The organism is Aeromonas aquatica, assembly GCF_000764655.1.
Classification (GTDB): Bacteria; Pseudomonadota; Gammaproteobacteria; order Enterobacterales; family Aeromonadaceae; genus Aeromonas; species Aeromonas aquatica.
Window position 1 is genome coordinate 1 of record NZ_JRGL01000031.1, and the last position, 24,127, is coordinate 24,127.

37 protein-coding genes and 1 pseudogene are annotated in these 24,127 nt (G+C 57.3%); 33 read left to right on the forward strand and 5 right to left on the reverse strand.

Annotated features, from left to right (window positions below; translation table 11 throughout):
* Window positions 1-66: 66 nt before the first annotated feature.
* Both nfuA and LG30_RS0106940 read right to left on the reverse strand, forming a co-directional pair.
* Complete coding sequence (nfuA, locus tag LG30_RS0106935) at window positions 67-645, reverse strand: Fe-S biogenesis protein NfuA (protein ID WP_033129997.1); 579 nt, start codon at window positions 643-645, stop codon at window positions 67-69.
* Window positions 646-804: 159 nt separating this feature from the next.
* Complete coding sequence (locus LG30_RS0106940; protein WP_033129998.1) at window positions 805-1,533, reverse strand: ComF family protein; 729 nt, start codon at window positions 1,531-1,533, stop codon at window positions 805-807.
* Window positions 1,534-1,570: 37 nt separating this feature from the next.
* On the opposite strand from LG30_RS0106940, the gene bioH reads away from it, so the two are divergent.
* From bioH to LG30_RS20940, 3 genes and pseudogenes are all read left to right on the forward strand, one after another.
* Window positions 1,571-2,335: a pimeloyl-ACP methyl ester esterase BioH gene (gene bioH / locus LG30_RS0106945; protein ID WP_033129999.1), complete on the forward strand. Its 765-nt coding sequence runs from the start codon at window positions 1,571-1,573 to the stop codon at window positions 2,333-2,335.
* Between the two features lie 71 nt (window positions 2,336-2,406).
* On the forward strand, window positions 2,407-2,640 hold the full coding sequence (locus LG30_RS0106950; protein ID WP_033130000.1) for a hypothetical protein: 234 nt from the start codon (window positions 2,407-2,409) through the stop codon (window positions 2,638-2,640).
* A gap of 283 nt (window positions 2,641-2,923) precedes the next feature.
* A pseudogene (locus LG30_RS20940) lies at window positions 2,924-3,681 on the forward strand (putative metalloprotease CJM1_0395 family protein).
* Between the two features lie 92 nt (window positions 3,682-3,773).
* Here the strand turns inward: LG30_RS20940 and LG30_RS0106960 are convergent.
* Window positions 3,774-6,098, reverse strand: a complete 2,325-nt coding sequence (locus LG30_RS0106960) for a Tex family protein (protein ID WP_033130001.1) — start codon at window positions 6,096-6,098, stop codon at window positions 3,774-3,776.
* A gap of 244 nt (window positions 6,099-6,342) precedes the next feature.
* Window positions 6,343-6,816: a transcription elongation factor GreB gene (greB, locus tag LG30_RS0106965; RefSeq protein WP_033130002.1), complete on the reverse strand. Its 474-nt coding sequence runs from the start codon at window positions 6,814-6,816 to the stop codon at window positions 6,343-6,345.
* Between the two features lie 285 nt (window positions 6,817-7,101).
* Here greB and ompR point away from each other — a divergent pair, with 285 nt between their 5' ends.
* Together ompR and envZ are read left to right on the forward strand one after the other, a co-directional pair.
* Window positions 7,102-7,821 (forward strand): osmolarity response regulator transcription factor OmpR, encoded by a 720-nt coding sequence (ompR, locus tag LG30_RS0106970; protein ID WP_033130003.1) that lies wholly within the window; start codon window positions 7,102-7,104, stop codon window positions 7,819-7,821.
* Complete coding sequence (gene envZ / locus LG30_RS0106975; RefSeq protein ID WP_033130004.1) at window positions 7,818-9,128, forward strand: two-component system sensor histidine kinase EnvZ; 1,311 nt, start codon at window positions 7,818-7,820, stop codon at window positions 9,126-9,128. The genes ompR and envZ overlap by 4 nt, the downstream gene beginning before the upstream one ends.
* Window positions 9,129-9,164: 36 nt before the next feature.
* Here envZ and LG30_RS0106980 read toward each other — a convergent pair whose 3' ends face one another.
* Window positions 9,165-10,079, reverse strand: coding sequence for a DMT family transporter (locus LG30_RS0106980; protein ID WP_033130005.1), 915 nt, complete (start codon window positions 10,077-10,079; stop codon window positions 9,165-9,167).
* 356 nt (window positions 10,080-10,435) lie between these two features.
* Between LG30_RS0106980 and rpsJ the strand changes: the two genes are divergently transcribed.
* From rpsJ to rplQ, 28 genes are all read left to right on the forward strand, one after another.
* Window positions 10,436-10,747 (forward strand): 30S ribosomal protein S10, encoded by a 312-nt coding sequence (gene rpsJ, locus LG30_RS0106985; RefSeq protein WP_005307944.1) that lies wholly within the window; start codon window positions 10,436-10,438, stop codon window positions 10,745-10,747.
* Between the two features lie 22 nt (window positions 10,748-10,769).
* The gene (gene rplC / locus LG30_RS0106990) at window positions 10,770-11,402 is read left to right on the forward strand and encodes a 50S ribosomal protein L3 (RefSeq protein ID WP_005319753.1); all 633 of its coding nucleotides are present in this window, start codon (window positions 10,770-10,772) and stop codon (window positions 11,400-11,402) included.
* Between the two features lie 17 nt (window positions 11,403-11,419).
* On the forward strand, window positions 11,420-12,025 hold the full coding sequence (rplD, locus tag LG30_RS0106995; RefSeq protein ID WP_025325386.1) for a 50S ribosomal protein L4: 606 nt from the start codon (window positions 11,420-11,422) through the stop codon (window positions 12,023-12,025).
* Complete coding sequence (gene rplW, locus LG30_RS0107000) at window positions 12,022-12,324, forward strand: 50S ribosomal protein L23 (RefSeq protein WP_005319747.1); 303 nt, start codon at window positions 12,022-12,024, stop codon at window positions 12,322-12,324. Before rplD ends, rplW begins: the two co-directional genes overlap by 4 nt.
* Window positions 12,325-12,339: 15 nt before the next feature.
* A complete protein-coding gene (rplB, locus tag LG30_RS0107005) occupies window positions 12,340-13,161 on the forward strand; it encodes a 50S ribosomal protein L2 (RefSeq protein WP_033130006.1) in 822 nt (273 codons plus the stop codon).
* A gap of 22 nt (window positions 13,162-13,183) precedes the next feature.
* Window positions 13,184-13,462 carry a 30S ribosomal protein S19 gene (gene rpsS / locus LG30_RS0107010; protein WP_005307960.1) on the forward strand — a complete coding sequence of 93 codons (279 nt, stop codon included), beginning with the start codon at window positions 13,184-13,186 and terminating at the stop codon, window positions 13,460-13,462.
* Window positions 13,463-13,472: 10 nt separating this feature from the next.
* Window positions 13,473-13,817, forward strand: a complete 345-nt coding sequence (rplV, locus tag LG30_RS0107015; protein ID WP_033130007.1) for a 50S ribosomal protein L22 — start codon at window positions 13,473-13,475, stop codon at window positions 13,815-13,817.
* 3 nt (window positions 13,818-13,820) lie between these two features.
* Complete coding sequence (gene rpsC / locus LG30_RS0107020; protein ID WP_033130008.1) at window positions 13,821-14,534, forward strand: 30S ribosomal protein S3; 714 nt, start codon at window positions 13,821-13,823, stop codon at window positions 14,532-14,534.
* Window positions 14,535-14,547: 13 nt separating this feature from the next.
* Window positions 14,548-14,961, forward strand: a complete 414-nt coding sequence (rplP, locus tag LG30_RS0107025; protein ID WP_033130009.1) for a 50S ribosomal protein L16 — start codon at window positions 14,548-14,550, stop codon at window positions 14,959-14,961.
* Window positions 14,961-15,152, forward strand: coding sequence for a 50S ribosomal protein L29 (gene rpmC, locus LG30_RS0107030; protein WP_005319733.1), 192 nt, complete (start codon window positions 14,961-14,963; stop codon window positions 15,150-15,152). Before rplP ends, rpmC begins: the two co-directional genes overlap by 1 nt.
* Window positions 15,152-15,400, forward strand: a complete 249-nt coding sequence (gene rpsQ / locus LG30_RS0107035) for a 30S ribosomal protein S17 (RefSeq protein ID WP_005307966.1) — start codon at window positions 15,152-15,154, stop codon at window positions 15,398-15,400. Before rpmC ends, rpsQ begins: the two co-directional genes overlap by 1 nt.
* A gap of 148 nt (window positions 15,401-15,548) precedes the next feature.
* Window positions 15,549-15,917 carry a 50S ribosomal protein L14 gene (gene rplN, locus LG30_RS0107040; RefSeq protein ID WP_005307975.1) on the forward strand — a complete coding sequence of 123 codons (369 nt, stop codon included), beginning with the start codon at window positions 15,549-15,551 and terminating at the stop codon, window positions 15,915-15,917.
* 11 nt (window positions 15,918-15,928) lie between these two features.
* Window positions 15,929-16,246 (forward strand): 50S ribosomal protein L24, encoded by a 318-nt coding sequence (gene rplX, locus LG30_RS0107045; protein ID WP_033130010.1) that lies wholly within the window; start codon window positions 15,929-15,931, stop codon window positions 16,244-16,246.
* A 13-nt stretch (window positions 16,247-16,259) separates the two neighbouring features.
* Complete coding sequence (gene rplE, locus LG30_RS0107050) at window positions 16,260-16,799, forward strand: 50S ribosomal protein L5 (RefSeq protein WP_005331162.1); 540 nt, start codon at window positions 16,260-16,262, stop codon at window positions 16,797-16,799.
* 10 nt (window positions 16,800-16,809) lie between these two features.
* A complete protein-coding gene (rpsN, locus tag LG30_RS0107055) occupies window positions 16,810-17,115 on the forward strand; it encodes a 30S ribosomal protein S14 (RefSeq protein WP_005319722.1) in 306 nt (101 codons plus the stop codon).
* A gap of 19 nt (window positions 17,116-17,134) precedes the next feature.
* Entirely contained in the window at window positions 17,135-17,527 is a 393-nt protein-coding gene (gene rpsH, locus LG30_RS0107060; protein ID WP_005307980.1) for a 30S ribosomal protein S8, read from the forward strand.
* A gap of 14 nt (window positions 17,528-17,541) precedes the next feature.
* A complete protein-coding gene (gene rplF / locus LG30_RS0107065) occupies window positions 17,542-18,075 on the forward strand; it encodes a 50S ribosomal protein L6 (protein WP_033130011.1) in 534 nt (177 codons plus the stop codon).
* Window positions 18,076-18,084: 9 nt separating this feature from the next.
* Window positions 18,085-18,438, forward strand: coding sequence for a 50S ribosomal protein L18 (gene rplR, locus LG30_RS0107070; protein ID WP_033130012.1), 354 nt, complete (start codon window positions 18,085-18,087; stop codon window positions 18,436-18,438).
* Between the two features lie 14 nt (window positions 18,439-18,452).
* Window positions 18,453-18,953 (forward strand): 30S ribosomal protein S5, encoded by a 501-nt coding sequence (rpsE, locus tag LG30_RS0107075; protein WP_011704318.1) that lies wholly within the window; start codon window positions 18,453-18,455, stop codon window positions 18,951-18,953.
* A 6-nt stretch (window positions 18,954-18,959) separates the two neighbouring features.
* Window positions 18,960-19,139, forward strand: a complete 180-nt coding sequence (rpmD, locus tag LG30_RS21410) for a 50S ribosomal protein L30 (RefSeq protein WP_005307985.1) — start codon at window positions 18,960-18,962, stop codon at window positions 19,137-19,139.
* 2 nt (window positions 19,140-19,141) lie between these two features.
* Window positions 19,142-19,579, forward strand: coding sequence for a 50S ribosomal protein L15 (gene rplO / locus LG30_RS0107080; RefSeq protein WP_033130013.1), 438 nt, complete (start codon window positions 19,142-19,144; stop codon window positions 19,577-19,579).
* An 8-nt stretch (window positions 19,580-19,587) separates the two neighbouring features.
* Entirely contained in the window at window positions 19,588-20,916 is a 1,329-nt protein-coding gene (secY, locus tag LG30_RS0107085) for a preprotein translocase subunit SecY (protein ID WP_033130014.1), read from the forward strand.
* A 27-nt stretch (window positions 20,917-20,943) separates the two neighbouring features.
* Window positions 20,944-21,057, forward strand: a complete 114-nt coding sequence (gene rpmJ / locus LG30_RS21415; RefSeq protein WP_005319705.1) for a 50S ribosomal protein L36 — start codon at window positions 20,944-20,946, stop codon at window positions 21,055-21,057.
* A gap of 139 nt (window positions 21,058-21,196) precedes the next feature.
* Window positions 21,197-21,553 carry a 30S ribosomal protein S13 gene (rpsM, locus tag LG30_RS0107090; protein ID WP_005307991.1) on the forward strand — a complete coding sequence of 119 codons (357 nt, stop codon included), beginning with the start codon at window positions 21,197-21,199 and terminating at the stop codon, window positions 21,551-21,553.
* Window positions 21,554-21,567: 14 nt separating this feature from the next.
* The gene (gene rpsK, locus LG30_RS0107095) at window positions 21,568-21,957 is read left to right on the forward strand and encodes a 30S ribosomal protein S11 (RefSeq protein ID WP_005319702.1); all 390 of its coding nucleotides are present in this window, start codon (window positions 21,568-21,570) and stop codon (window positions 21,955-21,957) included.
* A gap of 39 nt (window positions 21,958-21,996) precedes the next feature.
* On the forward strand, window positions 21,997-22,617 hold the full coding sequence (gene rpsD / locus LG30_RS0107100; RefSeq protein ID WP_033130015.1) for a 30S ribosomal protein S4: 621 nt from the start codon (window positions 21,997-21,999) through the stop codon (window positions 22,615-22,617).
* 25 nt (window positions 22,618-22,642) lie between these two features.
* A complete protein-coding gene (locus tag LG30_RS0107105; RefSeq protein ID WP_005307997.1) occupies window positions 22,643-23,632 on the forward strand; it encodes a DNA-directed RNA polymerase subunit alpha in 990 nt (329 codons plus the stop codon).
* Between the two features lie 43 nt (window positions 23,633-23,675).
* On the forward strand, window positions 23,676-24,059 hold the full coding sequence (gene rplQ / locus LG30_RS0107110; RefSeq protein ID WP_005307999.1) for a 50S ribosomal protein L17: 384 nt from the start codon (window positions 23,676-23,678) through the stop codon (window positions 24,057-24,059).
* Window positions 24,060-24,127: the final 68 nt, after the last annotated feature.

Genomic DNA, 24,127 nt, shown 5'->3' on the forward strand with positions numbered 1-24,127 from the left:
CTATTTCAGGACTAGACAGCTCATCAGGTCGGTGACCGCCTCGCGGAGGGAGTCACTGCCGCGGCATCAATAGTAGGAGTGATCGCCACGCTGGTGCTCGGTGGCATCTTTCACGCCGTTGAGCTCGCCCGGGAATTTCTCCAGCAGCTGCTTCTCGATCCCCTCTTTCAGGGTGTAATCCACCTGTGAACAGCCGTTGCAACCACCACCGAACTGCAAAATCGCCAGCTTGTCGTCGGTGATGTCAATCAAGGTCACCTTGCCACCGTGACCGGCCAGCATGGGGTTCACCTCGGACATCAGCACGTATTCGATGCGATCGGCCAGGGGGGCATCGTCGGCGACCTTGCGCATCTTGGCGTTCGGTGCCTTCAGGGTGAGCTGGGAGCCCATCTGATCGGTGACGAAGTCGATGGTGGCATCGACCAGGTAAGGGGCGCTCAGGGGATCGACCAGGCAGTCGAAGCCGCTGAAGGGCAGGTGTTGATCTTCCGGATCGACCGCGTCGGGTGGGCAATAGGATACGCCGCACTCGGCATTCTGGGTTCCCGGATTGACCACAAACACCCGGATGTTGGTGCCATCAGGCTGCTTCTCCAGCAACTTGCGGAAGTGGGCCTGGGCGGTGTCGGAAATGCTGATCATCACTATCCTCATAAACCTGAGTGTACGACTAGGGTATTCATGATAACTCGCTTGGCCTGGCTTGGGTAGCGTGTCGATGGCTACCCTATGTGACCCTGAGCGCAACAAGCTCATGACAAGACGCCAGACCGCTTTTTCCTCCTCTCCATACCGTCCCAGCTATTTGATGTGCCTCTGCGTGCGGCAAAGTGCCCACACTTCCACCTTCTCAATGCCACTTTTGTGGAGTAAACGGCTGAGCTGGCCGGCGGTGGCGCCCGTGGTGACCACGTCGTCGAGCAGGGCGACATGGCGATAGCTGTGGGGCCGGATCTGAAAGGCGCCGCGCAGGTTGCGTCTGCGTTGCCCCGCACTCAGGCTGGTCTGCCGAGGGGTCGCCCTGATCCTGCGCAACAGCCGGGTGTCGCAGGGAATACCGGTGATCGCGCCAAGGGCCAGTCCAATCTCTTCCGCCTGATTGAAGCCGCGCCACCACTGTCGCCACCAATGCAAGGGAACTGGGATGATGGCCTCGGGCGGATCGTCGGTATCCAGATGATCGACCAGCAGGCGGGCAAGCAGTGGTGCCAAAAGGATCTGACCCGAGTATTTCAGCCGGGGAATGAGCAGGGAGTAGGGGAGCTGATAGTCGCCTATCACCTGCAGCCGCTCCCAGGGCGGCGGCCTGCGCTGGCAGCGGCCGCAGACCTGCTCCGCTGCCTTTATATGTTCCGGCAGCGGCGCCGCACACAGCCGGCACCTGAGACAGGGTTGCTGCAGGGCGTGCCGGCACCAGCTGCACAGCAGCGGCTGGGTGTCGCAAGGCTGGCGACAGAGCAGACAGAGGCCCAGCCAGTCGGCCCGGTTGCCGAGGATCGGACTTGCTTTGGCGAGCAGCCGCTTTAACATGCAGACTCCAAGCAGATAAACAGGATCTTGAGTCTAGATGAGCGTATCGGTTGAGCGGTTTGGCCAGGGCCAGGACCTGGTGTTGTTGCATGGTTGGGGCATGAACGGGGCTGTCTGGCACGGCATCGTCCCCGAGCTGGCAGCCCATTATCGGCTGCACCTGGTCGATCTGCCGGGGTTTGGCAACAGCCCCTTGGCGAGCGGTGTCGAATACGGCCTGCCCTGGCTGGCGGAGCAGATCACAGCCGTCTTGCCGGAAAGATGCCATCTGCTCGGCTGGTCCCTCGGCGGCCTGGTGGCGAGCCAGCTGGCGTTGACTCATCCCGAGCGTTGCCAGAGCCTGATCACGGTGGCGAGTTCCCCCTGTTTCATGGCGCGGGACGAATGGCCCGGTATCGCCCCCAAGGTGCTCGCCGGTTTCAACCAGATGCTGGCCGGTGATTTCAAGCAGACCATAGAGCGTTTCCTGGCGATCCAGGCCATGGGCAGCGAACACGCCCGGGACGACATCCGTCAGTTGCGCCACTGGCTGGCGGAGCGACCAGCGCCCCAGCTTGCCGCCCTGGAGGCGGGCCTCGGCCTGCTGGCCGACGTCGATCAGCGCGACGAGCTGACGGCGCTCAGCCTGCCCTGGCTGCGGATCTATGGCAGGCTGGATTCCCTGGTGCCCAAGGCGGCCATTCCGCTGCTGGACGAACGCTATCCCCATAGCCAGAGTCGGGTGCTGGACAAGGCCTCTCACGCCCCCTTCATCTCCCATCCGGCCCAGTTCATCGCCATGGTACGGGAGTTTATCGGCTGAAAAGTGAGCGGCAGGCTTCAATAACGCCTCTAGGTGGTGGATAATCAGTCAACCATGAAAGGAGTGAGCCGATGCGTATCGATTCTGCCATGACCACGGGCGTACAGGGATTCCAGCGGGCGGAGCAGTTGGCCGATCGGGCATCGGGCCAGATAGCTCGCCTCAATACCCCGGCCGGTGAGCGGGTGGAACTGCCCGAGGAGCTGGTCAACCTCAAGGTGGCCGAGCTGCAGGCCGGCGCCTCCGCCAAGGTGATCCAGACCGCCAGCGACATGATGGGTACCCTGATCGACATCAGGGTGTGAGATGTACATCAACGTCAGCCTGCTACCCCATATACCCAATCAGCTGTACCCGCAGACGGCATTGATGGGTACCCTGATCGACATCAGGGTGTGAGATGTACATCAACGTCAGCCTGCTACCCCATATACCCAATCAGCTGTACCCGCAGACGGCATTGATGGGTACCCTGATCGACATCCGGGTGTGAGATGAACATCAACGTCAGCCTGCTACCCCACATACCCAATCAGCTGCGCTCGCAGACGGTATTGATGGGTACCCTGATCGACATCCGGGCGTGAGATGTACATCAACGTCAGCCTGCCACCCCACATTCCCAATCAGCTGCAACCGCAGACGGAAGCGGCGCACACTGCAATCGCCGTGCCGAGCTCGTCCCCCAGCTGCGCCAGAGCGAGGCCTCCGGTGCCGAGTCCGGCGTCGCCTCCCAGAAAGACAAATCCAAAGCGGCCCAGGCCAACCAGAATTCCCAACCGAGCCGGGAGGGCTCGTCCACCGGCCAGGCGACGCTGCCACAGCGTTTTGTCGAGGCCACGGATGAAGAGGGCAAGCGCAGGCAGCAGGAGTCCGGCCAGCAGGAGCAACAGAAACAGCAGCGCCAGGTCGAGGTGCTGGTCGAGCGGGATCTCGAGGTGCGCAAGCACGAGCAGGCCCATCAGGCGGCGGGTGGGGAACATGCGGGCAGCCCGGCCTATGAGTATGCCGATGGGCCGGACGGCAAGCGCTACGCCAGTGGCGGCGAGGTGGCCATCGATATCGCGGCCGTTCATGGGGATCCGGCGGCGACCCTCGCCAAGATGCAACAGGTGCGCGCCGCGGCGCTGGCGCCGGTCGAGCCTTCTTCCCAGGGCTTGAGCGTGGCCCGCAGCGCCACTGTCAAGGAGGCGCAGGCCCGCAAGGAGCTGATGGCGGCAGGGTCAGAGGGACAGTCGAACAGTCCGCTCGGCATCTATATGGACAAACGCAATCAGGTCATCGCCCACCACTATCAGCAGGCGGCCAGGCCTGCCCCCCGCCAGAGCTTCAGCCTGGATATCTGAGCGGGCGGACTCCACATCCGCCGTACTGCGATAACCGGCGCCAGCCTCCTAACAAAAAGCCCCTTGCGGGGCTTTTTGTATTTTCAGGCGGCTTACTTCCTGGTCTTGGAGAGGGCGGCGGCGAAGGCGTTGCCCATGGCGCCCCCCAGGGGGTTGGCTGGGGCTGGCTTGCTGCCAGACGCACTCTTGGGCCTGGTGTTGCCCGCCGCTGGTTGACGCGGCTCGGCCGGCTTGCGGGCTGGCTGCCCCGGCTTCTCGTCGAGGCGCATGGTGAGGCTGATACGCTTGCGCGGTGCATCCACCTCCAGCACCTTGACCCTGACTATGTCGCCGGCCTTCACTACCTCGCGGGGATCCTTGACGAAGCGGTCGGTCAGGGAGGAGATGTGCACCAGCCCGTCCTGATGAACACCGATGTCGACGAAGGCACCGAAGTTGGTGACGTTGGTGACCACCCCTTCCAGTACCATCTCGGGCACCAGGTCGCTTATCTTCTCCACCCCGTCCTTGAAGGTGGCGGTCTTGAACTCGGGGCGCGGATCCCGCCCCGGCTTGTCCAGCTCGCCGATGATGTCGGTGACCGTGGGTACCCCGAACCGCTCGTCGGTGTAGTCGGCAGGCTTGAGGCTCTTGAGCAGGCTGCCGTTGCCGAGCAGGCTCTCCACCTGTTGCTGGAGCCGCGCCAGGATCCGCTCCACCACAGGGTAGGATTCCGGGTGCACCGCCGAACCGTCCAGCGGGTTGCTGCCACCGCGGATGCGCAGGAAGCCGGCGCACTGCTCGAACGCCTTGGGACCGAGCCGGCTCACCTTCAGCAGTTGCTGACGATTGTGGAAGGCGCCGTTGTCATCTCTATAGGCGACGATATTCTGGGCCAGGGTCTGGGAGAGGCCGGAGACCCGGTTCAGCAGGGCGACCGAGGCGGTGTTCACATCCACCCCGACCGCGTTCACGCAATCCTCGACCACGGCGTCCAGTCGGCGGGCCAGCTGGCTCTGGCCCACGTCGTGCTGATATTGACCCACACCTATGCTCTTGGGATCGATCTTGACCAGCTCGGCCAGGGGATCCTGCAGCCGGCGGGCAATGGAGACGGCGCCGCGAATGGAGACGTCGAGATCCGGGAACTCCTGGGAGGCGAGTTCGGAGGCGGAGTAGACGGAGGCCCCCGCCTCGCTCACCACGATTTTCTGGGCCTTGGCGGCGGGGTAGCGCTCGAACAGATCGCTCACCAGCCGGTCGGTCTCCCGGGAGGCGGTGCCATTGCCGATGCTGATGAGTTCGACTCTGTGCTTCTGGCAAAGCTCGCTCAGGGTCTTGAGGCTCTGATCGACCTGACGCTTGGGTTCGAACGGATAGATGGTGGCGTGATCGACCAGCTTGCCGGTGGCATCGACCACCGCCACCTTGACCCCGGTGCGGATGCCCGGATCCAGCCCCATGGTGCAACGCATGCCAGCCGGCGCCGCCATCAGCAGATCCTTGAGGTTCATGGCGAACACCTTGATCGCCTCGTCCTCTGCCGACTCGCGGATGCGGCCGATCAGCTCGGTCTCCATCTGCAGCGACAGCTTGATCTTCCAGGTCCAGCTCACCACCCCTTGCAGCCACTTGTCGGCCGGGCGGCTCTGCAGATTGAGCTTGAGGTGATGGGCGATGATCCCCTCGCAGGGGCTGGCACTCTCGTCGTCGCCGGTGACCAGCGCCAGGTTGAGCACGCCCTCGTTGCGGCCGCGCAGCATGGCGAGCACCCGGTGGGAGGGGGCCTTGTGCAGGGGCTCGTCGTGCTCGAAGTAGTCCTTGAACTTGGCCCCTTCCTGCTCCTTTCCCGCCACTACCCGGGCACGCAGGGTGGCGTTGTGCCACAGGTAGTCCCGCAGCTTCTCCAGCAGGTCGGCCTGCTCGGCGAAGCGCTCCATCAGGATGTAGCGGGCGCCGTCGAGGGCGGCCTTGGGCTCGGTGATGCCCTGCTCTGCATTGAGAAAGGCCAGCGCCTCCTGCTCCGGATCCTTCATGGGATCGCGGAGCAGCATCTCGGCCAGCGGCTCGAGCCCGGCCTCGATGGCCATCTGCCCCTTGGTGCGGCGTTTGGGCTTGTAGGGCAGGTAGAGATCTTCGAGCCGGGTCTTGCTGTCGGCCTCGCGCAACTCGCGGGCGAGCTCTGGGGTGAGCTTGCCCTGCTCCTCGATGGAGCGAATGATCACCTGGCGGCGATCGGCCAGCTCACGCAAGTAGCCTAGGCGGCTCTCTAGGGTACGTAGCTGGCTGTCGTCCAGGCCACCGGTCACCTCCTTGCGGTAACGGGCGATGAAGGGCACGGTCGAGCCCTCATCCAGCAGGCGTACGGCGGCCTGAACCTGTTCTGGGCGAGCGTTGAGCTCGGTGGCGATCTGCTTCTCTATGACATGGCTGTGCATCGGGAGTCTCTGTGGTCGGGTCTGTCCAACTGGCCTGCCGTGGCGTCGAATTGCCATGGCTGGGATTCAGCGGCCTCTTTGCTGCATCTAGCGTCGCTGCATCTAGCGTCGCTGTGGCCGGTTTGCGCCTTGAGGCGCCGAGTGTGAGCACTATATGGGGTCGGGGCAGGGGATGCCACCCCGGCCAGGGGAACCCGTGATGGGCTCAGCGGCAGGGGATGGTCGTAAGGTGCCCCTGCCGGGATCACCTGGGATAGGTTATCTCGTTCACATACCAGCAGGCGTCACCCACTGGGGTGCGCACTATGGCCTCGTCACCGACTTCTTTCTTGAGCAGCGCCCGTGCCATGGGGGAGTCGATAGAGATGTAATCCTTGCGGCCGAAGATCTCGTCATAGCCGACGATGCGAAAGCGCTTGGTCTCTCCCTCTTCGCTCTCCACCTCGACCCAGGCGCCGAAGAACACCTTGCCCTCCTGAGACGGGGCATAATCGACGATGGTCAGCTCCTCCAGGCACTTGCGCAGGTAGCGCACCCGCCGGTCTATCTCCCGCAACCGCTTCTTGTTGTACTGGTAGTCGGCGTTCTCGCTGCGATCCCCGAGGCTGGCCGCCCAGGCCACCTTCTTGGTGACCTCCGGCCGCTCCTCTCGCCACAGGGTGTCGTGTTCCTGCCGCAGCCTGTTGTAGCCTTCACGAGTAATGAGTTTGGTTTTCATGGGGTTATCAATCCCTGGCGCCAGCTTGGCGGGTTAGGTTGTACTGCAAGGGATAGTAGAGTCTGTCGATGCCCCGACACAAGCCGCGTCGCTGTGTCAGCAGACCTTGAACCCGCCACCTGACGGTCGGACACCTCCGTGGCACTGGCGGCTCCTTGCCCGGTGGCTGGCAGGATCCATGGCCCGCGGTTGACCGGCTGGGGGTAATAACCGGTAACATATTTATGCTTTGCCGTTGCAGGGGGGCGCCCTAGTATTGGGGACAGAGAAAGAGGAGTGGCAAGCATGAGTCAGCAATACAAGGTCCTGGTGGTCGACGATGACCTGAAATTACGTTCCCTGCTGGAGCGTTACCTTACCGAGCAGGGTTTCATGGTACGGGGCGTTGCCAACGGGGAGCAGGCCGATCGCCTGCTGACTCGCGAGAATTTCAGCCTGATGGTGCTGGATCTGATGCTGCCGGGGGAGGATGGCCTCTCCATCTGTCGTCGCCTGCGCGAGGCGGGCAACCTGATCCCGGTGCTGATGCTCACCGCGAAGGGGGATGAGGTGGATCGCATCGTCGGGCTCGAGATGGGAGCCGACGACTATCTGCCCAAGCCGTTCAACCCCCGCGAACTGTTGGCCCGGATCCGTGCCGTGCTGCGTCGTCATACCGTCGAGCTGCCCGGCGCGCCCTCCGTCGCCGAGAAGATGGTGAGCTTTGGCGCCTATCAGCTCAATCTGGCGACCCGGGAACTCAGTCGTGATGGCGAGCCGGTGGCCCTGACCAGCGGCGAGTTCGCCGTGCTCAAGGTGCTGGTGAGCCATCCCCGTGAGCCGCTCTCCCGCGACAAGCTGATGAATCTGGCTCGGGGGCGCGAATACACCGCCACCGAGCGCAGCATCGATGTGCAGGTCTCCCGCTTGCGCCGGCTGCTGGAGCAGGACCCGGCCCAGCCCCGTTACCTGCAGACCGTCTGGGGTCTCGGTTATGTCTTCGTGCCGGACGGTGACGGCGAATGAAGAAAGTGAGCAGCATGTTCTCCCGCATGCTCTGGTTTCTGGCCGCCGTGCTGGTGGTCTATCAGTTTGTCTCCTATGCCACTTTCTATAACTACCTGCTGGCGCCCACCGTCAAGCAGATAAGCCACCTGCTGGCCAATCAGGTCAAGCTGATCTTCCCCATCGACAGCAAGCAACTGGCGCTCAGTGAAGATGCCGAGGCGCTGGTCTATGTGGCGACCGGCAGTGACATCTATACCCAGGCCGAGGCGGAGCAGCATGGTCTCAAGGAGTCCAAGCCTTACACCTACCTGGAAGAAAGCATCAGCCGCGAGTTGAAGGGGAAGGCCAAGGTCAGGGTCGAGATCCAGGATCACTACATCATCTGGATCCAGCCGCCCCAGGCCAAGAAGATGTGGGTGCGGATCCCCTTGACCGAGATCGAGGACGACGACATTGAGCCGTTGATCCTCTACATGAGTGTGTTGCTGGTGGTGACCCTGTTTGCCGCCTGGCGCTTCGCGCGCCAGCTGGTGCGCCCGCTGGAGGATCTGGAGGCGGGGGCCGTGGCGGTGGCCCGTGGCAACTTCCCCGATGCGCTGGGGGAGCAGGGCTCCCGGGAGGTGCGCCGGCTGACGCGCACTTTCAACCACATGTCGAGCTCCATCAAGCGGCTGATCGAGGAGCGCAACATGATGATGGCCGGGGTCTCCCACGATCTGCGTACACCGCTGACCCGCATCCGCCTGGCGACCGAGATGATGTCGTCCGGGGATGAATACCTCAAGGAAAGCATCAATGCCGATATCGACGAGTCCAACGGCATCATCGATCAGTTCATCGACTATATCCGGCCGGACGAAGGGCTGGATACCCAGCAGATCGATCTGACCCAGCTGATCCACGATGCCTTGCTGATGCAGACCGATCAGGGTCTGGAGGTGGAGCTGCTGTTGCCGGAGCAGGCGGTGCGGGTCGCCTGCAACCCCATCAGCCTGCGGCGCATCCTCAACAATCTGTCGGGCAACTCCCTGCGCTACGGGGCAACCCGGCTGCAGGCGGAGCTCAAGGACGACGGTCACTGGGTGCGGCTGAGGCTGTCGGACAACGGGCCCGGCATCCCGGAACAGGACTACACCCGGGTGCTCAAACCCTTTACTCAGGGCAATGTGGCGCGCACCGGGGGGGGCAGCGGGCTGGGGCTGGCCATCGTTGCCAAGATAGTGTCCCAGCACCACGGCACCATACGGCTGGGCCGTTCCGAGCTGGGAGGGCTGCTGGTGGAGATCCGGCTACCCAAGCACCAACCACTGGAGTGGGTGGATTGAACAGAGGGCGCATCGATGGATGCGCCCTCTGTGTTATCAGGCCTGTGGTTCGGCCTTCTTGCGGTAGCGTTTGCCGTATTTGAGTTGCTGAATGAGCAGGGCGGCCACGATCAGCGCCAGCCCTATGGGGGTGGCCGGATGTATGGCTTCGCCGATCAGCAGGTTGAGCAGCACCAGGGAGGCAAAGGGCGAGATGAAGATGAGGTTGCTGATGGGAGCCGTGTTGGTGGCGTGGCGCAGGGCCATCAGCCAGAGCACGAAGCCAAAGCCCATCTCGAACAGCCCCACATAGATGGCGCCGGCCCAGCCTTGCCAGGCGGTCATGTGGAAGTCGGCGAGCAGCCAGGTCGCCACGACGATGAAGGGCAGGCTGATGATGAAGCCCAGCAGCAGACTGACGATGAGATCCCCCTGATTACGGGTGTTGAGGATCCAGTAGCTGGCCCAGATGAAGGTAGAGACCAGCGCCAGGGTGACCCCGAGCGGGCTGTCGAAGTGTAGACCGAACACATCTCCCTTGGTGGCGATGACCAGGGCGCCGAAGTAACCCAGTACGATGGCAACACCATCGCGGCGGCGCAGCTTCTGGCCGAGGAAGGGCACGGCCAGCAGGCTGAGGGTGATGGCCCAAGTGTAGTTGAGGGTCTGCGCCTGCTGGGCAGGCAGCAGATCATAGGCCTTGAACAGCAGCAGGTAATAGAGGAAGGGGTTCAATACGCCCAGCGCCAGATAGTAGTAGGGGCGCGCCTTGATGTAGCTCAGCAGCAGGGGAAGCTTGCCCTGCCTGGCGACGATGAGCCCCAACGTCAGGGTCGAGGTGAAAGCCGCCACGAGCAGTAGCTGCACCGGCTCGAAGTAGGTGAGGGAGATCTTGAAGGCGGTGGCCACCGTCGACCAGAGGGCGACGGCGCAGAGTCCATATTGATAGGCTTTCTTCTGATCTTTGATCATCTGGGGTCGTTCCGCTGACAGAGGCAAGGGCGCAGTCTAGCAGCCCGCTCGGGGCCTTGTCGTCACCACCGCATGGGGGACAATCCGGTCGGCGGCTGCGAGATCCATCCGTCCCACACCATTGCGCACAATCTGTCCGCCCTCTCTTGCGCGAATTGAAAAAATCCGTATAATCCCCTCCGCTTACCCATGAGGTAGCCAGACGATATGTCTGCTTGCTGAGCTTCCCGTTTACGAGTCGCCAGCCTTACAGTCCTCCCGATATGGGAGGAAACGTGAAAAATCGCACCTCTGGCGGGAATATTCTCGGTCGGGCGGTGTTGATTTATGTTCTTTTATCTATTGGAGCTCTGTCAATGCAGAACCAAAGAATCCGTATTCGCCTGAAGGCTTTTGATCATCGCCTGATTGATCAATCCACAGCGGAAATCGTTGAAACTGCAAAGCGCACCGGCGCGCAGGTTCGCGGTCCTATCCCGCTGCCGACTCGCAAAGAGCGCTTCACCGTCCTGATCTCCCCGCACGTCAACAAAGATGCGCGTGATCAGTACGAGATCCGCACTCACAAGCGTCTGGTAGACATCGTTGAACCGACTGACAAGACCGTTGACGCTCTGATGCGTCTGGATCTGGCAGCTGGTGTAGACGTCCAGATCAGCCTGGGTTAATTACGGAAAGAGGTTGATAACAATGACAATCGGTCTTGTAGGTCGCAAAGTGGGTATGACTCGCATCTTCACTGAAGATGGCGTTTCTATCCCGGTGACTGTTATCGAAGTTGAAGCTAACCGTGTAACTCAGGTCAAATCTGTAGAAACCGACGGCTACAACGCTATTCAGGTTACCACTGGCGCCAAAAAAGCCAGCCGTGTAACCAAGCCGGAAGCTGGCCACTTCGCCAAAGCTGGTGTAGAAGCCGGTCGCGGTCTGTGGGAATTCCGCTTGAACAACGGTGAAACTTTCACTGTTGGTAGCGAGCTGAAAGTAGATCTTCTCGCTGACGTTAAGATGGTAGACGTTACCGGCACATCCAAGGGTAAAGGTTTTGCGGGCACTGTAAAGCGCCACAACTTCCGTACCCAGGATATGACCCACGGTAACTCCTTGTCTCACCGCGCTCCGGGTTCTATCGGTCAGAACCAGACTCCGGGTCGTGTATTCAAGGGCAAAAAGATGGCTGGTCACATGGGTGCTGAGCGTGTAACGACTCAGAACCTGGAACTGGTTCGTGTTGACGCTGAACGTAACCTGCTGCTCATCAAAGGTGCAGTACCGGGTGCAACCAACGGCAACGTGATCGTCAAACCTGCCGTCAAAGCGTAACGTCTGAGGAGATAGTAATGGAATTGGTAATGAAAGACGCCAAGAGCGCTCTTGAAGTTTCCGAGACTACCTTCGGGCGCGAATTCAACGAAGCTCTGGTTCACCAGGTCGTCGTTGCATATGCCGCTGGTGCCCGTCAGGGTACTCGTGCGCAGCTGACTCGCTCTGAAGTGTCTGGTGGCGGCAAAAAGCCGTGGCGTCAGAAGGGTACTGGTCGTGCCCGTGCTGGCTCCATCCGTTCGCCCATTTGGCGTTCCGGTGGTGTGACCTTTGCTGCTAAGCCGCAAGATCACAGCCAAAAAGTAAACAAGAAGATGTACCGCGGCGCTATCCGTAGCATCCTGTCCGAGCTGGTACGTCAAGAGCGCCTGATCGTTGTTGAGAAATTCGGCATCGAAGCGCCGAAGACTAAAGAACTGATCGCCAAGCTGAAAGAGATGGAACTGACTGACGTTCTGATCGTGACTGCTGAAGTCGATGAGAACCTGTTCCTGGCTGCTCGCAACCTGTACAAAGTTGACGTGCGTGACGTTGCCGGTATCGATCCGGTCAGCCTGATCGCTTTCGACAAGATTCTGATGACTGCTGACGCAGTTAAGCAAATCGAGGAGATGCTGGCATGATCCGCGAAGAGCGTTTGTTGAAAGTTCTGAAGGCTCCGCATATCTCTGAAAAGAGCACCATGGTCGCAGAAAAGCAGAACACTATCGTGTTCAAGATTGCTGTTGATGCCACCAAGGCGGAAGTCAAAGCTGCAGTTGCGAAACTGTTCGAGGTCGAAGTTGAGACCGTCCGTACCCTGAACATGAAGGGTAAAACCAAGCGCTCAGGTGCGCGTGTAGGCCGTCGTTCCGATTGGAAAAAGGCTTATGTGACCCTGAAAGCTGGTCAGGACATCGACTTCATGGGCGCAGCCGAGTAAGAGGAGTTCTGAAAAATGGCAATCGTTAAGTGCAAGCCTACTTCTCCGGGCCGCCGCCACGTCGTTAAGATCGTCAACCAAGAGCTGTACAAGGGTAAGCCCTTCGCCGCTCTGCTGGACAGCAAAAGCAAGTCCGGTGGTCGTAACAACAACGGCCGTATCACCACCCGTCATATCGGTGGTGGTCACAAGCAACACTACCGTCTGGTCGACTTCAAGCGCGACAAAGACGGCATTCCGGCCAAAGTAGAGCGTCTGGAATACGATCCTAACCGTACCGCTAACATCGCTCTGGTGTTGTATGCAGACGGTGAGCGTCGTTACATCCTGGCGCCGAAAGGCCTGAAAGCTGGTGATGCAATCGCTTCTGGTGCTGATGCTGCGATCAAGGTAGGTAACACCCTGCCGATGCGTAACATCCCGGTTGGTTCTACCGTTCACGCCGTTGAGATGAAACCTGGTAAAGGTGCCCAGCTGGCTCGTTCCGCTGGTACTTTCATCCAGATCCTGGCACGTGATGGTAACTATGTAACTCTGCGTCTGCGTTCCGGCGAAGTACGTAAAGTTCTGGCCGAGTGCCGCGCCACCATCGGTGAAGTGGGTAACTCCGAGCACATGCTGCGTCAACTGGGTAAAGCCGGTGCAAACCGCTGGCGTGGTATTCGTCCGACCGTTCGCGGTATGGCGATGAACCCGGTTGATCACCCGCACGGTGGTGGTGAGGGTCGTAACAAGGGCATGCAGCCTGTGTCCCCATGGGGCCAGAAGGCTAAGGGCTTCAAGACCCGTAAGAACAAGCGTACCGACAAGTACATCGTACGTCGTCGTAACAAGTAATTGTTAACATAGAGGAATCACCATGCCACGTTCTCTCAAGAAGGGTCCATTTATTGACCTGCACTTGCTGAAGAAGGTAGAGAAAGCGGTGGAAAGCGGGGATAAAAAGCCGGTTAAGACCTGGTCCCGTCGTTCAATGATCATCCCGAACATGATCGGTTTGACCATCGCTGTCCATAATGGTCGTCAGCACGTTCCGGTTTTCGTTACCGAAGAAATGATCGGTCACAAACTGGGTGAATTCGCACCGACTCGTACTTATCGCGGCCATGCTGCTGATAAGAAGGCTAAGAAGCGCTAAGGGATAAATGATGGAAGCTATCGCTAAACACCGTTATGCCCGTACTTCTGCCCAGAAAGCTCGTCTGGTAGCCGATCAAGTACGTGGTCTGTCCGTAGACAAGGCTCTGAACCTCCTGACCTTCAGCCCGAAAAAGGCTGCAGTTCTGGTGAAGAAGGTGCTGGAATCTGCCATTGCAAACGCTGAGCACAACGAAGGCGCCGACATCGACGCCCTGCGTGTTGCCACCATCATGGTAGACGAAGGTCCCTCCATGAAGCGCATCCGCCCGCGTGCCAAAGGTCGCGCGGATCGTATCCTCAAGCGTACCGCTCACATCACTGTAGTGGTATCCGACGCTAAGGCTGGGAGATAAGCAATGGGTCAGAAAGTACATCCTAATGGCATTCGCCTGGGTATTACCAAGCCTTGGAATTCTACCTGGTTCGCGAACACCAAAGACTTCGCTGACAACCTGTACAGCGATTTCCAAGTACGCCAGTTCCTGACCAAGGAGCTGAAAAACGCTTCCTTGTCCAAGATCACCATCGAGCGTCCGGCCAAGAGCATCCGTGTGACCATTCACACCGCTCGTCCGGGTGTCGTGATCGGCAAGAAAGGCGAAGACGTTGAGAAACTGCGCAAAGCCGTCGCCGTCATTGCTGGCGTGCCTGCTCAGATCAACATTTCCGAAGTCCGCAAGCCGGAGCTGGATGGCAAACTCGTTGCCGACAGCATCACTTCCCAGCTGGAACGTCGCGTTATGTTCCGTCGTGCTATGAAGCGCGCCGTACAGAACGCCATGCGCCTGGGTGCCAAGGGCATCAAAGTGGAAGTGTCCGGTCGTCTGGGCGGCGCTGAAATCGCGCGTACCGAATGGTACCGTGAAGGTCGTGTGCCGTTGCACACCCTGCGTGCCGACATCGACTACGCAACTTCTGAAGCCCACACCACTTACGGTGTGATCGGCGTCAAAGTTTGGATCTTCAAGGGCGAAGTTCTGGGCGGTCTGGCTGCAGTCAATGCTGCCGCTGCTCAAGAGCAAGCTCCTGCAAAGCCCAAGCGTGACAACAAGCGCCGCGCTGCTAAGTAAGGAGATTCGGTAAATGTTGCAACCTAAGCGTACTAAATTCCGCAAGACCCATAAGGGTCGTAACCGCGGTCTGGCCAACTCTGGTAACGAAGTATCCTTCGGTACCTTTGGCCTGAAGGCGACTACCCGTGGTCAACTGACTGCTCGTCAAATCGAAGCAGCCCGTCGTGCCATGACCCGTCACGTTAAGCGTCAGGGTAAGATCTGGATCCGTGTGTTCCCGGACAAGCCGATTACCGAAAAGCCCCTCGAAGTTCGTATGGGTAAAGGTAAGGGTAACGTCGAATACTGGGTATGCCCGATCCAACCTGGCAAGGTTCTGTACGAGATGGATGGTGTTCCTGAGGCTTTGGCTCGTGAAGCCTTCGCCCTGGCTGCTGCCAAGCTGTCCGTTCAGACCACTTTCGTAATTAAGACGGTGATGTGATGAAAGCCCAAGATCTGCGTCAAAAGAGCGTCGATGAACTGAACCAGGAACTGCTGGGTCTGCTGCGTGAGCAATTCAACATGCGCATGCAAGCTTCCACCGGTCAGCTGGCTCAGACTCACACTCTGAAACAAGTGCGTCGTGACGTCGCACGTATCAAGACTGTACTGACAGAGAAGGCAGGTGCGTAATGACTGATAAAATCCGTACTCTGCAAGGTCGTGTGATTAGCGACAAGATGGACAAGTCCATCACCGTCGCTATCGAGCGCAAGGTAAAGCACCCGATCTACGGTAAGATCATCAAGCGTACTACCAAGCTGCACGTACATGACGAAAACAACGAGTGTAAAGCTGGTGACCTCGTGGAAATCCGCGAATGCCGCCCGCTGTCCAAGACCAAGTCCTGGACCCTGGTTGCTGTCGTAGAAAAGGCCTAATCGGTTCTTTTTTGCCCAAACGGCCCCTTATCGGGGCCGTTTGTTTTTTAGGCTACCTTTTCGAAAATAGCTGTGTTATAGTTTCGCGCCTTTTGAAGGCAGCCAGATCCCCCAAAGGGATAAGAAGTAAACAAAGCGGAGCACTAAGATGATCCAGATGCAAAGTATGCTGGGTGTTGCCGACAACTCCGGCGCTCGCAGTGTAATGTGTATTAAGGTTCTGGGTGGTTCGCACCGCCGTTATGCCGGCATCGGCGACATCATCAAGGTTTCCATCAAGGAAGCTATTCCTCGCGGTAAAGTGAAGAAAGGTGATGTGTATAACGCGGTGGTCGTACGCACCCGTAAAGGCGTTCGTCGTCCGGACGGCTCTGTCATCCGTTTCGACAACAATGCGGCTGTGTTGCTTAACAACAACCAACAGCCAATCGGTACTCGTATTTTTGGCCCGGTGACCCGTGAACTCCGTAATGAGAAGTTCATGAAGATTGTGTCCCTGGCACCCGAAGTACTGTAAGGAGTCGAACGATGGCAGCTAAAATCCGTCGCGAAGACGAAGTGATTGTTCTTACCGGCAAAGACAAGGGCAAGCGTGGCAAAGTCACTCAAGTCCTGATTGCAAAAGGTAAGGTTATCGTGGAAGGTCTCAACCAGGTGAAGAAACACCAGAAGCCGGTACCCGCATTGGGTCAGGCTGGCGGTATTGTCACCAAAGAAGCCCCCATTGATGTATCTAACGTAGCGCTGTTCAACTCTGCCACTGGCAAAGCTGACCGCGTTGGTTTCCGGGTTGAAGACGGCAAGAAAGTCCGTTTCTTCAAATCCACCGGCGAACTTGTGAAGTAATTGGAGTTTAACGATGGCGAAACTGCATGATTACTACAAATCCGATGTAGTAAATGAACTGTCCAAGCAGTTCGGTTACAAGACTATCATGCAAGTCCCTCGGATCGAGAAAATCACCCTGAACATGGGTGTTGGTGAGGCGATCTCTGACAAGAAATTGCTGGAAAATGCTGCTGCCGATATGGCTGCCATTTCCGGTCAGAAACCGCTGATCACCAAAGCACGCAAATCTGTTGCGGGCTTCAAGATTCGTGAAGGCTACCCGATAGGTTGTAAAGTAACCCTGCGTGGCGAGCGTATGTGGGAGTTCCTGGAACGGCTGATTTGCATCTCCGTACCGCGTATCCGTGACTTCCGTGGTCTGAACGCTAAGGCGTTCGATGGCCGTGGTAACTACTCCATGGGCGTGCGTGAGCAAATCATCTTCCCGGAAATCGACTATGACAAGGTCGATCGCGTCCGTGGTCTGGATATCACCATCACCACTTCCGCGAATACCGACGAAGAAGGCCGTGCTCTGCTGGCTGCCTTTAACTTCCCATTCCGCAAGTAAGGTTAGGGTTATGGCTAAAACATCCATGAAAGCACGTGAAGCAAAGCGTGCGAAGCTGGTAGCCAAGTTCGCCACTAAGCGAACCGAGCTGAAAGCTATCATCGTTGATATGAACGCTTCTGAAGAAGCGCGTTGGGATGCTGTCTTGCAACTGCAACAGCTGCCCCGTGATTCCAGTCCGTCCCGCCAGCGTAACCGTTGCAATATTACTGGTCGTCCGCACGGTTTCCTGCGCAAGTTTGGTCTGTCTCGCATCAAGGTGCGTGAGCATGCCATGAAGGGCGAAATTCCAGGCCTCAAAAAGGCCTCTTGGTAAGAATCTCGGGAGTTAGACTATGAGCATGCAAGATCCGATCGCGGATATGCTGACCCGCATCCGTAACGGTCAGGCGGCGAGCAAAGTTGCGGTTTCCATGCCTTCTTCCAAGCTGAAAGTGGCAATTGCCAAAGTGCTGAAAGAAGAAGGTTACATCGCTGGCTACTCCGTAGCAGGTGATGTGAAGCCGGAGCTGGAAATTGAACTGAAATATTTCCAGGGCAAGCCGGTTGTAGAACTGATCCAACGCGTGAGCCGTCCCGGCCTGCGTATTTACAAGCGCACTACTGATCTGCCGAAAGTTATGGGCGGTCTCGGTGTTGCTATCGTGTCCACGTCTAAAGGTGTGATGACCGACCGTGCTGCCCGCAAGGCAAGCATGGGTGGTGAGATCATCTGCTACGTCGCTTAATTAGGAGGTCGGAAATGTCTCGCGTTGCTAAGGCACCCGTCACTATTCCTGCTGGCGTAGAGGTGACTCTGAACGGTCAGGAACTGTCCATCAAAGGTGGTAAAGGTTCTCTGGTTAGTTCCATCCACGCCGGTGTAGAAGTGACCAAAGAAGACAATGTACTGAAGTTCGCCCCGCGCGACGGCATCGCTGGTGCTGACGCTCAGGCCGGTACTGCCCGTGCATTGGTCAACAACATGGTAATCGGTGTTACCCAAGGCTTCGAGCGTAAGCTGCAGCTGGTTGGTGTAGGCTACAAAGCCTCCATCAAGGGCAATGCTGTCGCGCTGGCCCTGGGCTTCTCTCACCCGGTAGAGCATGCGCTGCCGGCTGGTGTCACCGCTGAATGCCCGACCGCTACTGAGATCGTTCTCCGTGGTGTGGACAAGCAGCTGGTTGGCCAAGTCGCCGCCGACATCCGTTCTTACCGCGCTCCGGAGCCCTACAAGGGCAAGGGTGTACGCTATGCCAACGAGCAAGTGCGTACTAAAGAAGCTAAGAAGAAGTAAGGTAACACTATGGACAAGAAAGCAGCTCGTCTCCGTCGTGCTACTCGTGCTCGGAAGAAGATGCAGGAACTGGGAGCCACCCGTCTGGTTGTTCACCGTACCCCGCGTCACATCTACGCGCAGGTTATCGCAGCCAACGGTTCCGAAGTTCTGGCCTCTGCTTCTACAGTAGAGAAAGCCATCAGTGAAGCGCTCAAGTCTACCGGTAATGCTGATGCAGCTACCGCAGTAGGTAAAGCCATCGCTGAGCGAGCTATTGCCAAAGGCGTTCAGAACGTATCTTTCGATCGTTCCGGTTTCAAGTATCACGGTCGTGTAGCCGCTCTGGCTACCGCTGCTCGTGACGCTGGTCTTCAGTTCTAAGCTAGGAGTCGAAGATGGCTAAAGTCGAATCTCAAGCCGGCGAACTGCAAGAAAAGCTGATTGCAGTCAACCGTGTTTCGAAAACTGTTAAAGGTGGTCGTATCATGTCCTTCACCGCGTTGACCGTGGTGGGTGATGGTAACGGCCGTGTAGGTTACGGTTACGGTAAAGCCCGTGAAGTTCCAGCTGCCATTCAAAAGGCAATGGAACAGGCTAAGCGTAACCTGAACAAAGTTGAGCTGAACAATGGCACTCTGCACCACCCGGTGCGCGGTGTTCACTCTGGCTCCACCGTGTTCATGAAGCCGGCCTCACAAGGTACTGGTATCATTGCAGGCGGCGCTATGCGTGCCGTACTGGAAGTTGCTGGTATCCACAACGTGCTGGCTAAGACCTACGGTTCCACCAACCCAATCAACGTTGTTCGCGCAACTGTAGACGCTCTGGTACAGGGTCAATCCCCGGCCCAGATCGCTGCCAAGCGTGGTCTGCGCGTTGAAGAAATTCTGGGGTAATGCGACATGGCTAACACTGTAAAAGTAACTCAAACTCGCAGCTCTATCGGCCGTCTGCCAAAGCACAAGGCGACTCTGCGTGGTCTGGGTCTGCGTCGCATTGGTCACACCGTTGAGCTGGAGGATACTCCTTGTGTACGCGGTATGATCAACCAGGTTTATTACATGGTTAAGGTGGAGGGCTAAGCATGCGTCTGAACACTCTGTCTCCGGCCCCAGGTTCCAAGTCTGCTAAGCACCGTCCGGGCCGTGGTATCGGTTCTGGTCTGGGCAAGACTGGTGGTCGTGGTGTTAAAGGCCAAACCTCTCGTTCCGGTGGCGGCAAAGTCCGCAACGGTTTCGAAGGCGGCCAGATGCCTTTGAAAATCCGTCTGCCGAAGTTCGGTTTCTTCTCTCGCAAGTCTTTGGTTTCTGCCGAAGTACGCCTGAACGAAATCGCCCTGGTAGAAGGTGATGTGGTCGATTTGAGCACTCTGAAGCAAGCCGGTGTTGTTACCAAGAACATCGTTTTCGCTAAAGTTGTTCTGTCTGGCAACATTGACCGTGCTGTGACCGTTCGTGGTCTGTCCGTCACCAAAGGTGCACGCGCAGCCATCGAGGCCGCTGGCGGTAAAATCGAGGAATAATCAGTACAATGGCTAAGAAACCAGGATTGGATGTTAAAGCACAGGGTGGTCTGAGTGAACTGAAGAGCCGTCTGCTCTTCGTTCTCGGGGCGATTATCGTTTTCCGTGCAGGCTCTTATGTGCCGATTCCTGGTATTGACGCCGCCGTACTGGCCGAGTTGTTCCAACAACAGAAGGGCACCATCATTGAGATGTTTAACATGTTCAGTGGTGGTGCACTCTCGCGTGCTTCTATTCTTGCGTTGGGGATCATGCCGTACATCTCGGCATCGATCATTATCCAGCTGCTGACTGTGGTTCACCCCGCTCTTGCTGAACTCAAGAAAGAAGGTGAATCCGGCCGTCGCAAGATTAGCCAATATACCCGTTGGGGCACGCTGGTTTTGGGAACTTTCCAGGCCATTGGTATTGCAACCGGTCTGCCGAATATGATGCAAGGACTCGTGAGTCATCCGGGTTTGGGCTTCTATTTCACAGCCGTTGTGAGTCTGGTCACCGGTACCATGTTCTTGATGTGGTTGGGTGAGCAGATTACCGAGCGTGGGATTGGTAATGGTATCTCGTTGATTATTTTCACAGGTATCGTTGCCGGTCTGCCTCATGCCATTGGCGCTACGGCCGAACAGGCACGTCAAGGGGAATTGCACATCCTGCTGTTGTTGTTGCTGGGCTTGATTGTTTTCGCAGTGACTTACTTTGTGGTGTTCGTGGAACGTGGTCAGCGTCGTATCGTCGTTAACTACGCCAAGCGTCAACAAGGCCGCCAGGTATTCGCCGCGCAAAGCACACACCTGCCATTGAAAGTAAATATGGCCGGTGTGATTCCTGCGATTTTCGCATCCAGCATCATCCTCTTCCCAGGGACCATCACCTCTTGGTTTGGTCAGGGCGAGGGCAAGGTAGCCGACGTGCTGCAACAGGTCTCTATGGTCCTGCAGCCGGGCCAACCCTTGTATGAGATGCTCTATGCAGCAGCCATTATCTTCTTCTGCTTCTTCTATACCGCGCTGGTGTTCAACCCTCGCGAGACAGCAGATAACCTGAAGAAGAGTGGAGCCTTTATCCCGGGGATCCGCCCGGGCGAGCAGACAGCACGTTACATCGATAAGGTTATGACTCGCCTGACATTGGCAGGTGCGCTCTATATCACCTTTATCTGTCTGGTACCCCAGTTCTTGATGACTGCTTGGAACGTACAGTTCTACTTCGGTGGCACTTCGCTGCTGATTATTGTGGTAGTTATCATGGACTTCATGGCTCAGGTACAAACCCATATGATGTCTCATCAATATGGCGACGTCCTGAGGAAGGCCAACCTGAAGGGCTACGGCCGCTAAAGGTCGGCGTAGTTACGGAGTTAAGCAATGAAAGTTCGTGCTTCCGTTAAGGCAATCTGCCGTAACTGCAAAATCATCAAGCGTCACGGTGTGGTGCGTGTGATTTGCAGCGAGCCAAAGCATAAACAGCGCCAAGGCTAATTTTTTACGGTTAGTACTTGCAACAAATAGTTGTGCTGGCTAATATAGCCAGCCAACTTTTGTTGTGTATTGGTTGACCGCCACGTATCCGCTCACGGGCTTTGTGGTGGTCGTTATCTACGCTACGTAGGAGTGAACAGTGGCCCGTATCGCTGGCATTAACATTCCTGACCATAAGCATGCAGTCATTGCGTTGACTGCGATTTATGGCGTCGGTCGTACCCGCTCCAAGGCCATCTGTGCCGCAGCCGGTATTGCTGAGAATGTGAAAATTAAAGACTTGGACGAAGCTCAGATCGAAAGTCTGCGCGAGCAAGTAGGTAAATTCACCGTTGAAGGTGACTTGCGTCGTCAGATTTCCATGAACATCAAACGCTTGATGGATCTGGGTTGCTACCGTGGTTTGCGTCACCGTCGTAGCCTGCCTGTTCGTGGTCAACGTACCAAGACCAACGCTCGTACCCGTAAGGGTCCGCGCAAGGCTATCAAGAAGTAACGGGAAGGTAGAAAATGGCTAAAACTCCGACTCGTGCTCGCAAGCGCGTTAAAAAGCAAGTGAGCGACGGTATTGCGCACGTTCATGCATCTTTCAACAACACAATCGTGACCATTACTGACCGTCAGGGCAATGCTCTGTCTTGGGCTACCTCTGGTGGTTCCGGTTTCCGTGGTTCCCGTAAGTCCACTCCGTTTGCTGCCCAGGTAGCTGCTGAGCGTGCTGGTGAGATCGCCAAAGAATACGGCGTGAAGAACCTGGAAGTCATGGTTAAAGGTCCGGGTCCCGGTCGTGAGTCTTCCATCCGCGCTCTGAACGCGGCTGGTTTCCGCATCACTAATATTACTGATGTGACTCCGATCCCGCACAACGGTTGTCGTCCTCCCAAGAAGCGCCGCGTATAACGCTGTAGCTACTTGGTCTAGGATTGTTGGAGAAAGAAGATGGCAAGATATATCGGTCCTAAGCTTAAGCTTAGCCGTCGTGAGGGCACCGACCTCTTCCTGAAGTCTGGTGTTCGTGCGATTGATTCTAAGTGCAAGATTGACACCGTTCCTGGTCAACACGGTGCGCGTAAAGCGCGTCTGTCCGACTACGGTGTGCAACTGCGCGAGAAACAAAAAGTACGTCGTATCTACGGCGTATTGGAAAAACAGTTCCGCAACTACTACCGCGACGCTGCCCGTCAAAAGGGTAACACCGGTGAGAACCTGTTGCAGCTGCTGGAAGGTCGTCTGGACAACGTCGTCTACCGTATGGGCTTCGGCGCTACCCGTGCTGAATCTCGTCAGCTGGTGAGCCACAAGGCCATCATGGTAAACGGCCGCGTTGTGAATGTTCCTTCTTTCCAGGTATCCCCTGAGGACGTGATCTGCGTTCGTGAGAAGGCTAAGAAGCAAGCGCGTATCAAAGCTTCCCTGGAAGTTGCTGGTCAGCGCGAGAAGCCGACTTGGGTAGAGGTTGACACTGCTAAGATGGAAGGTGCCTTCAAGCGCCTGCCAGAGCGTTCCGACCTGTCTGCCGACATTAACGAACAGCTGATCGTCGAGCTTTACTCCAAGTAAAGCTAGCTTCTAAAGAGAGGACACAATGCTGGGTTCTGTAACAGATTTTCTTAAACCGCGGCTGGTTGACATCGAGCAAGTTAGCCCGACTCACGCAAAAGTGACTCTCGAGCCGCTTGAACGTGGCTTTGGTCACACGCTGGGTAATGCCCTGCGTCGTATTTTGCTGTCATCTATGCCCGGTTGTGCGGTTACTGAAGTCGAGATCGACGGAGTACTGCACGAGTACAGCAGCAAAGAAGGTGTACAGGAAGACATACTGGAAATCCTGCTTAACCTGAAAGGTATCGCTGTGAAGCTGGAAGGCAAGGACGAGGTAACTCTGTCCCTGACCAAGTCTGGAACAGGCCCCGTTACCGCTGGTGATATCACTCACGGTGATGAAGTCGAGATCGTAAACCCGGAGCACGTAATCTGCCACCTGACTGGTGCCAATGCTGAAATCAGCATGCGCCTGAAAGTTCAGCGCGGTCGTGGTTATGTGCCTGCTTCTGCTCGTGTTCACAACGATGATGAAGAGCGTCCTATTGGTCGCCTGCTGCTGGACTCCGCGTTCAGCCCCATCGTTCGCATTGCCTACAATGTTGAAGCGGCACGTGTAGAACAGCGCACCGACTTGGACAAGCTTGTTATCGACATGGAGACCAATGGTACTCTGGATCCAGAAGAAGCCATCCGTCGTTCTGCCACTATTCTGGCCGAGCAACTGGAAGCCTTCGTGGATCTGCGCGATGTCAGCGTGCCTGAGAAGAAAGAAGAGAAACCCGAGTTTGATCCGATTCTGCTACGTCCTGTCGATGATTTGGAGCTGACAGTTCGTTCTGCGAACTGTCTGAAGGCAGAAGCAATCCACTATATTGGTGATCTGGTACAGCGTACCGAAGTTGAGTTGCTTAAAACTCCTAACCTCGGTAAGAAGTCCCTGACTGAGATCAAGGATGTGTTGGCCTCCCGTGGTCTGTCTCTTGGCATGCGCCTTGAGAACTGGCCGCCCGCCAGCATCGCTGACGAGTAATCCAGATTACGGGTTTCACAGATTTAGTTAGAAGGATAAGGTCATGCGCCATCGTTTGAGTGGTCGTCAACTGAACCGGAACAGCAGCCACCGTCAGGCTATGTTCCGTAACATGGCCAGCTCCCTGGTTCGTCATGAGATCATCAAGACGACTCTGCCTAAGGCAAAAGAGCTGCGTCGTGTAGTTGAACCGCTGATCACCCTTGCCAAGACCGATAGCGTTGCTAATCGTCGTCTGGCATTTGCCCGCACTCGCGACAACGCGATCGTGGCTAAGCTGTTCAATGAACTGGGCCCGCGCTACCTGGAGCGCGCCGGCGGTTATACTCGCATTCTGAAATGCGGTTTCCGTGCAGGCGACAACGCCCCTATGGCTTATATTGAGCTGGTAGACCGCCCGGCCGCTGCTGAAGCAGCTGCTGAGTGATAAAGAAAAAGCCGGGCTTGTCCCGGCTTTTCTTTTAATGGATCCTGATACTGCCTCAACTGCCTCAA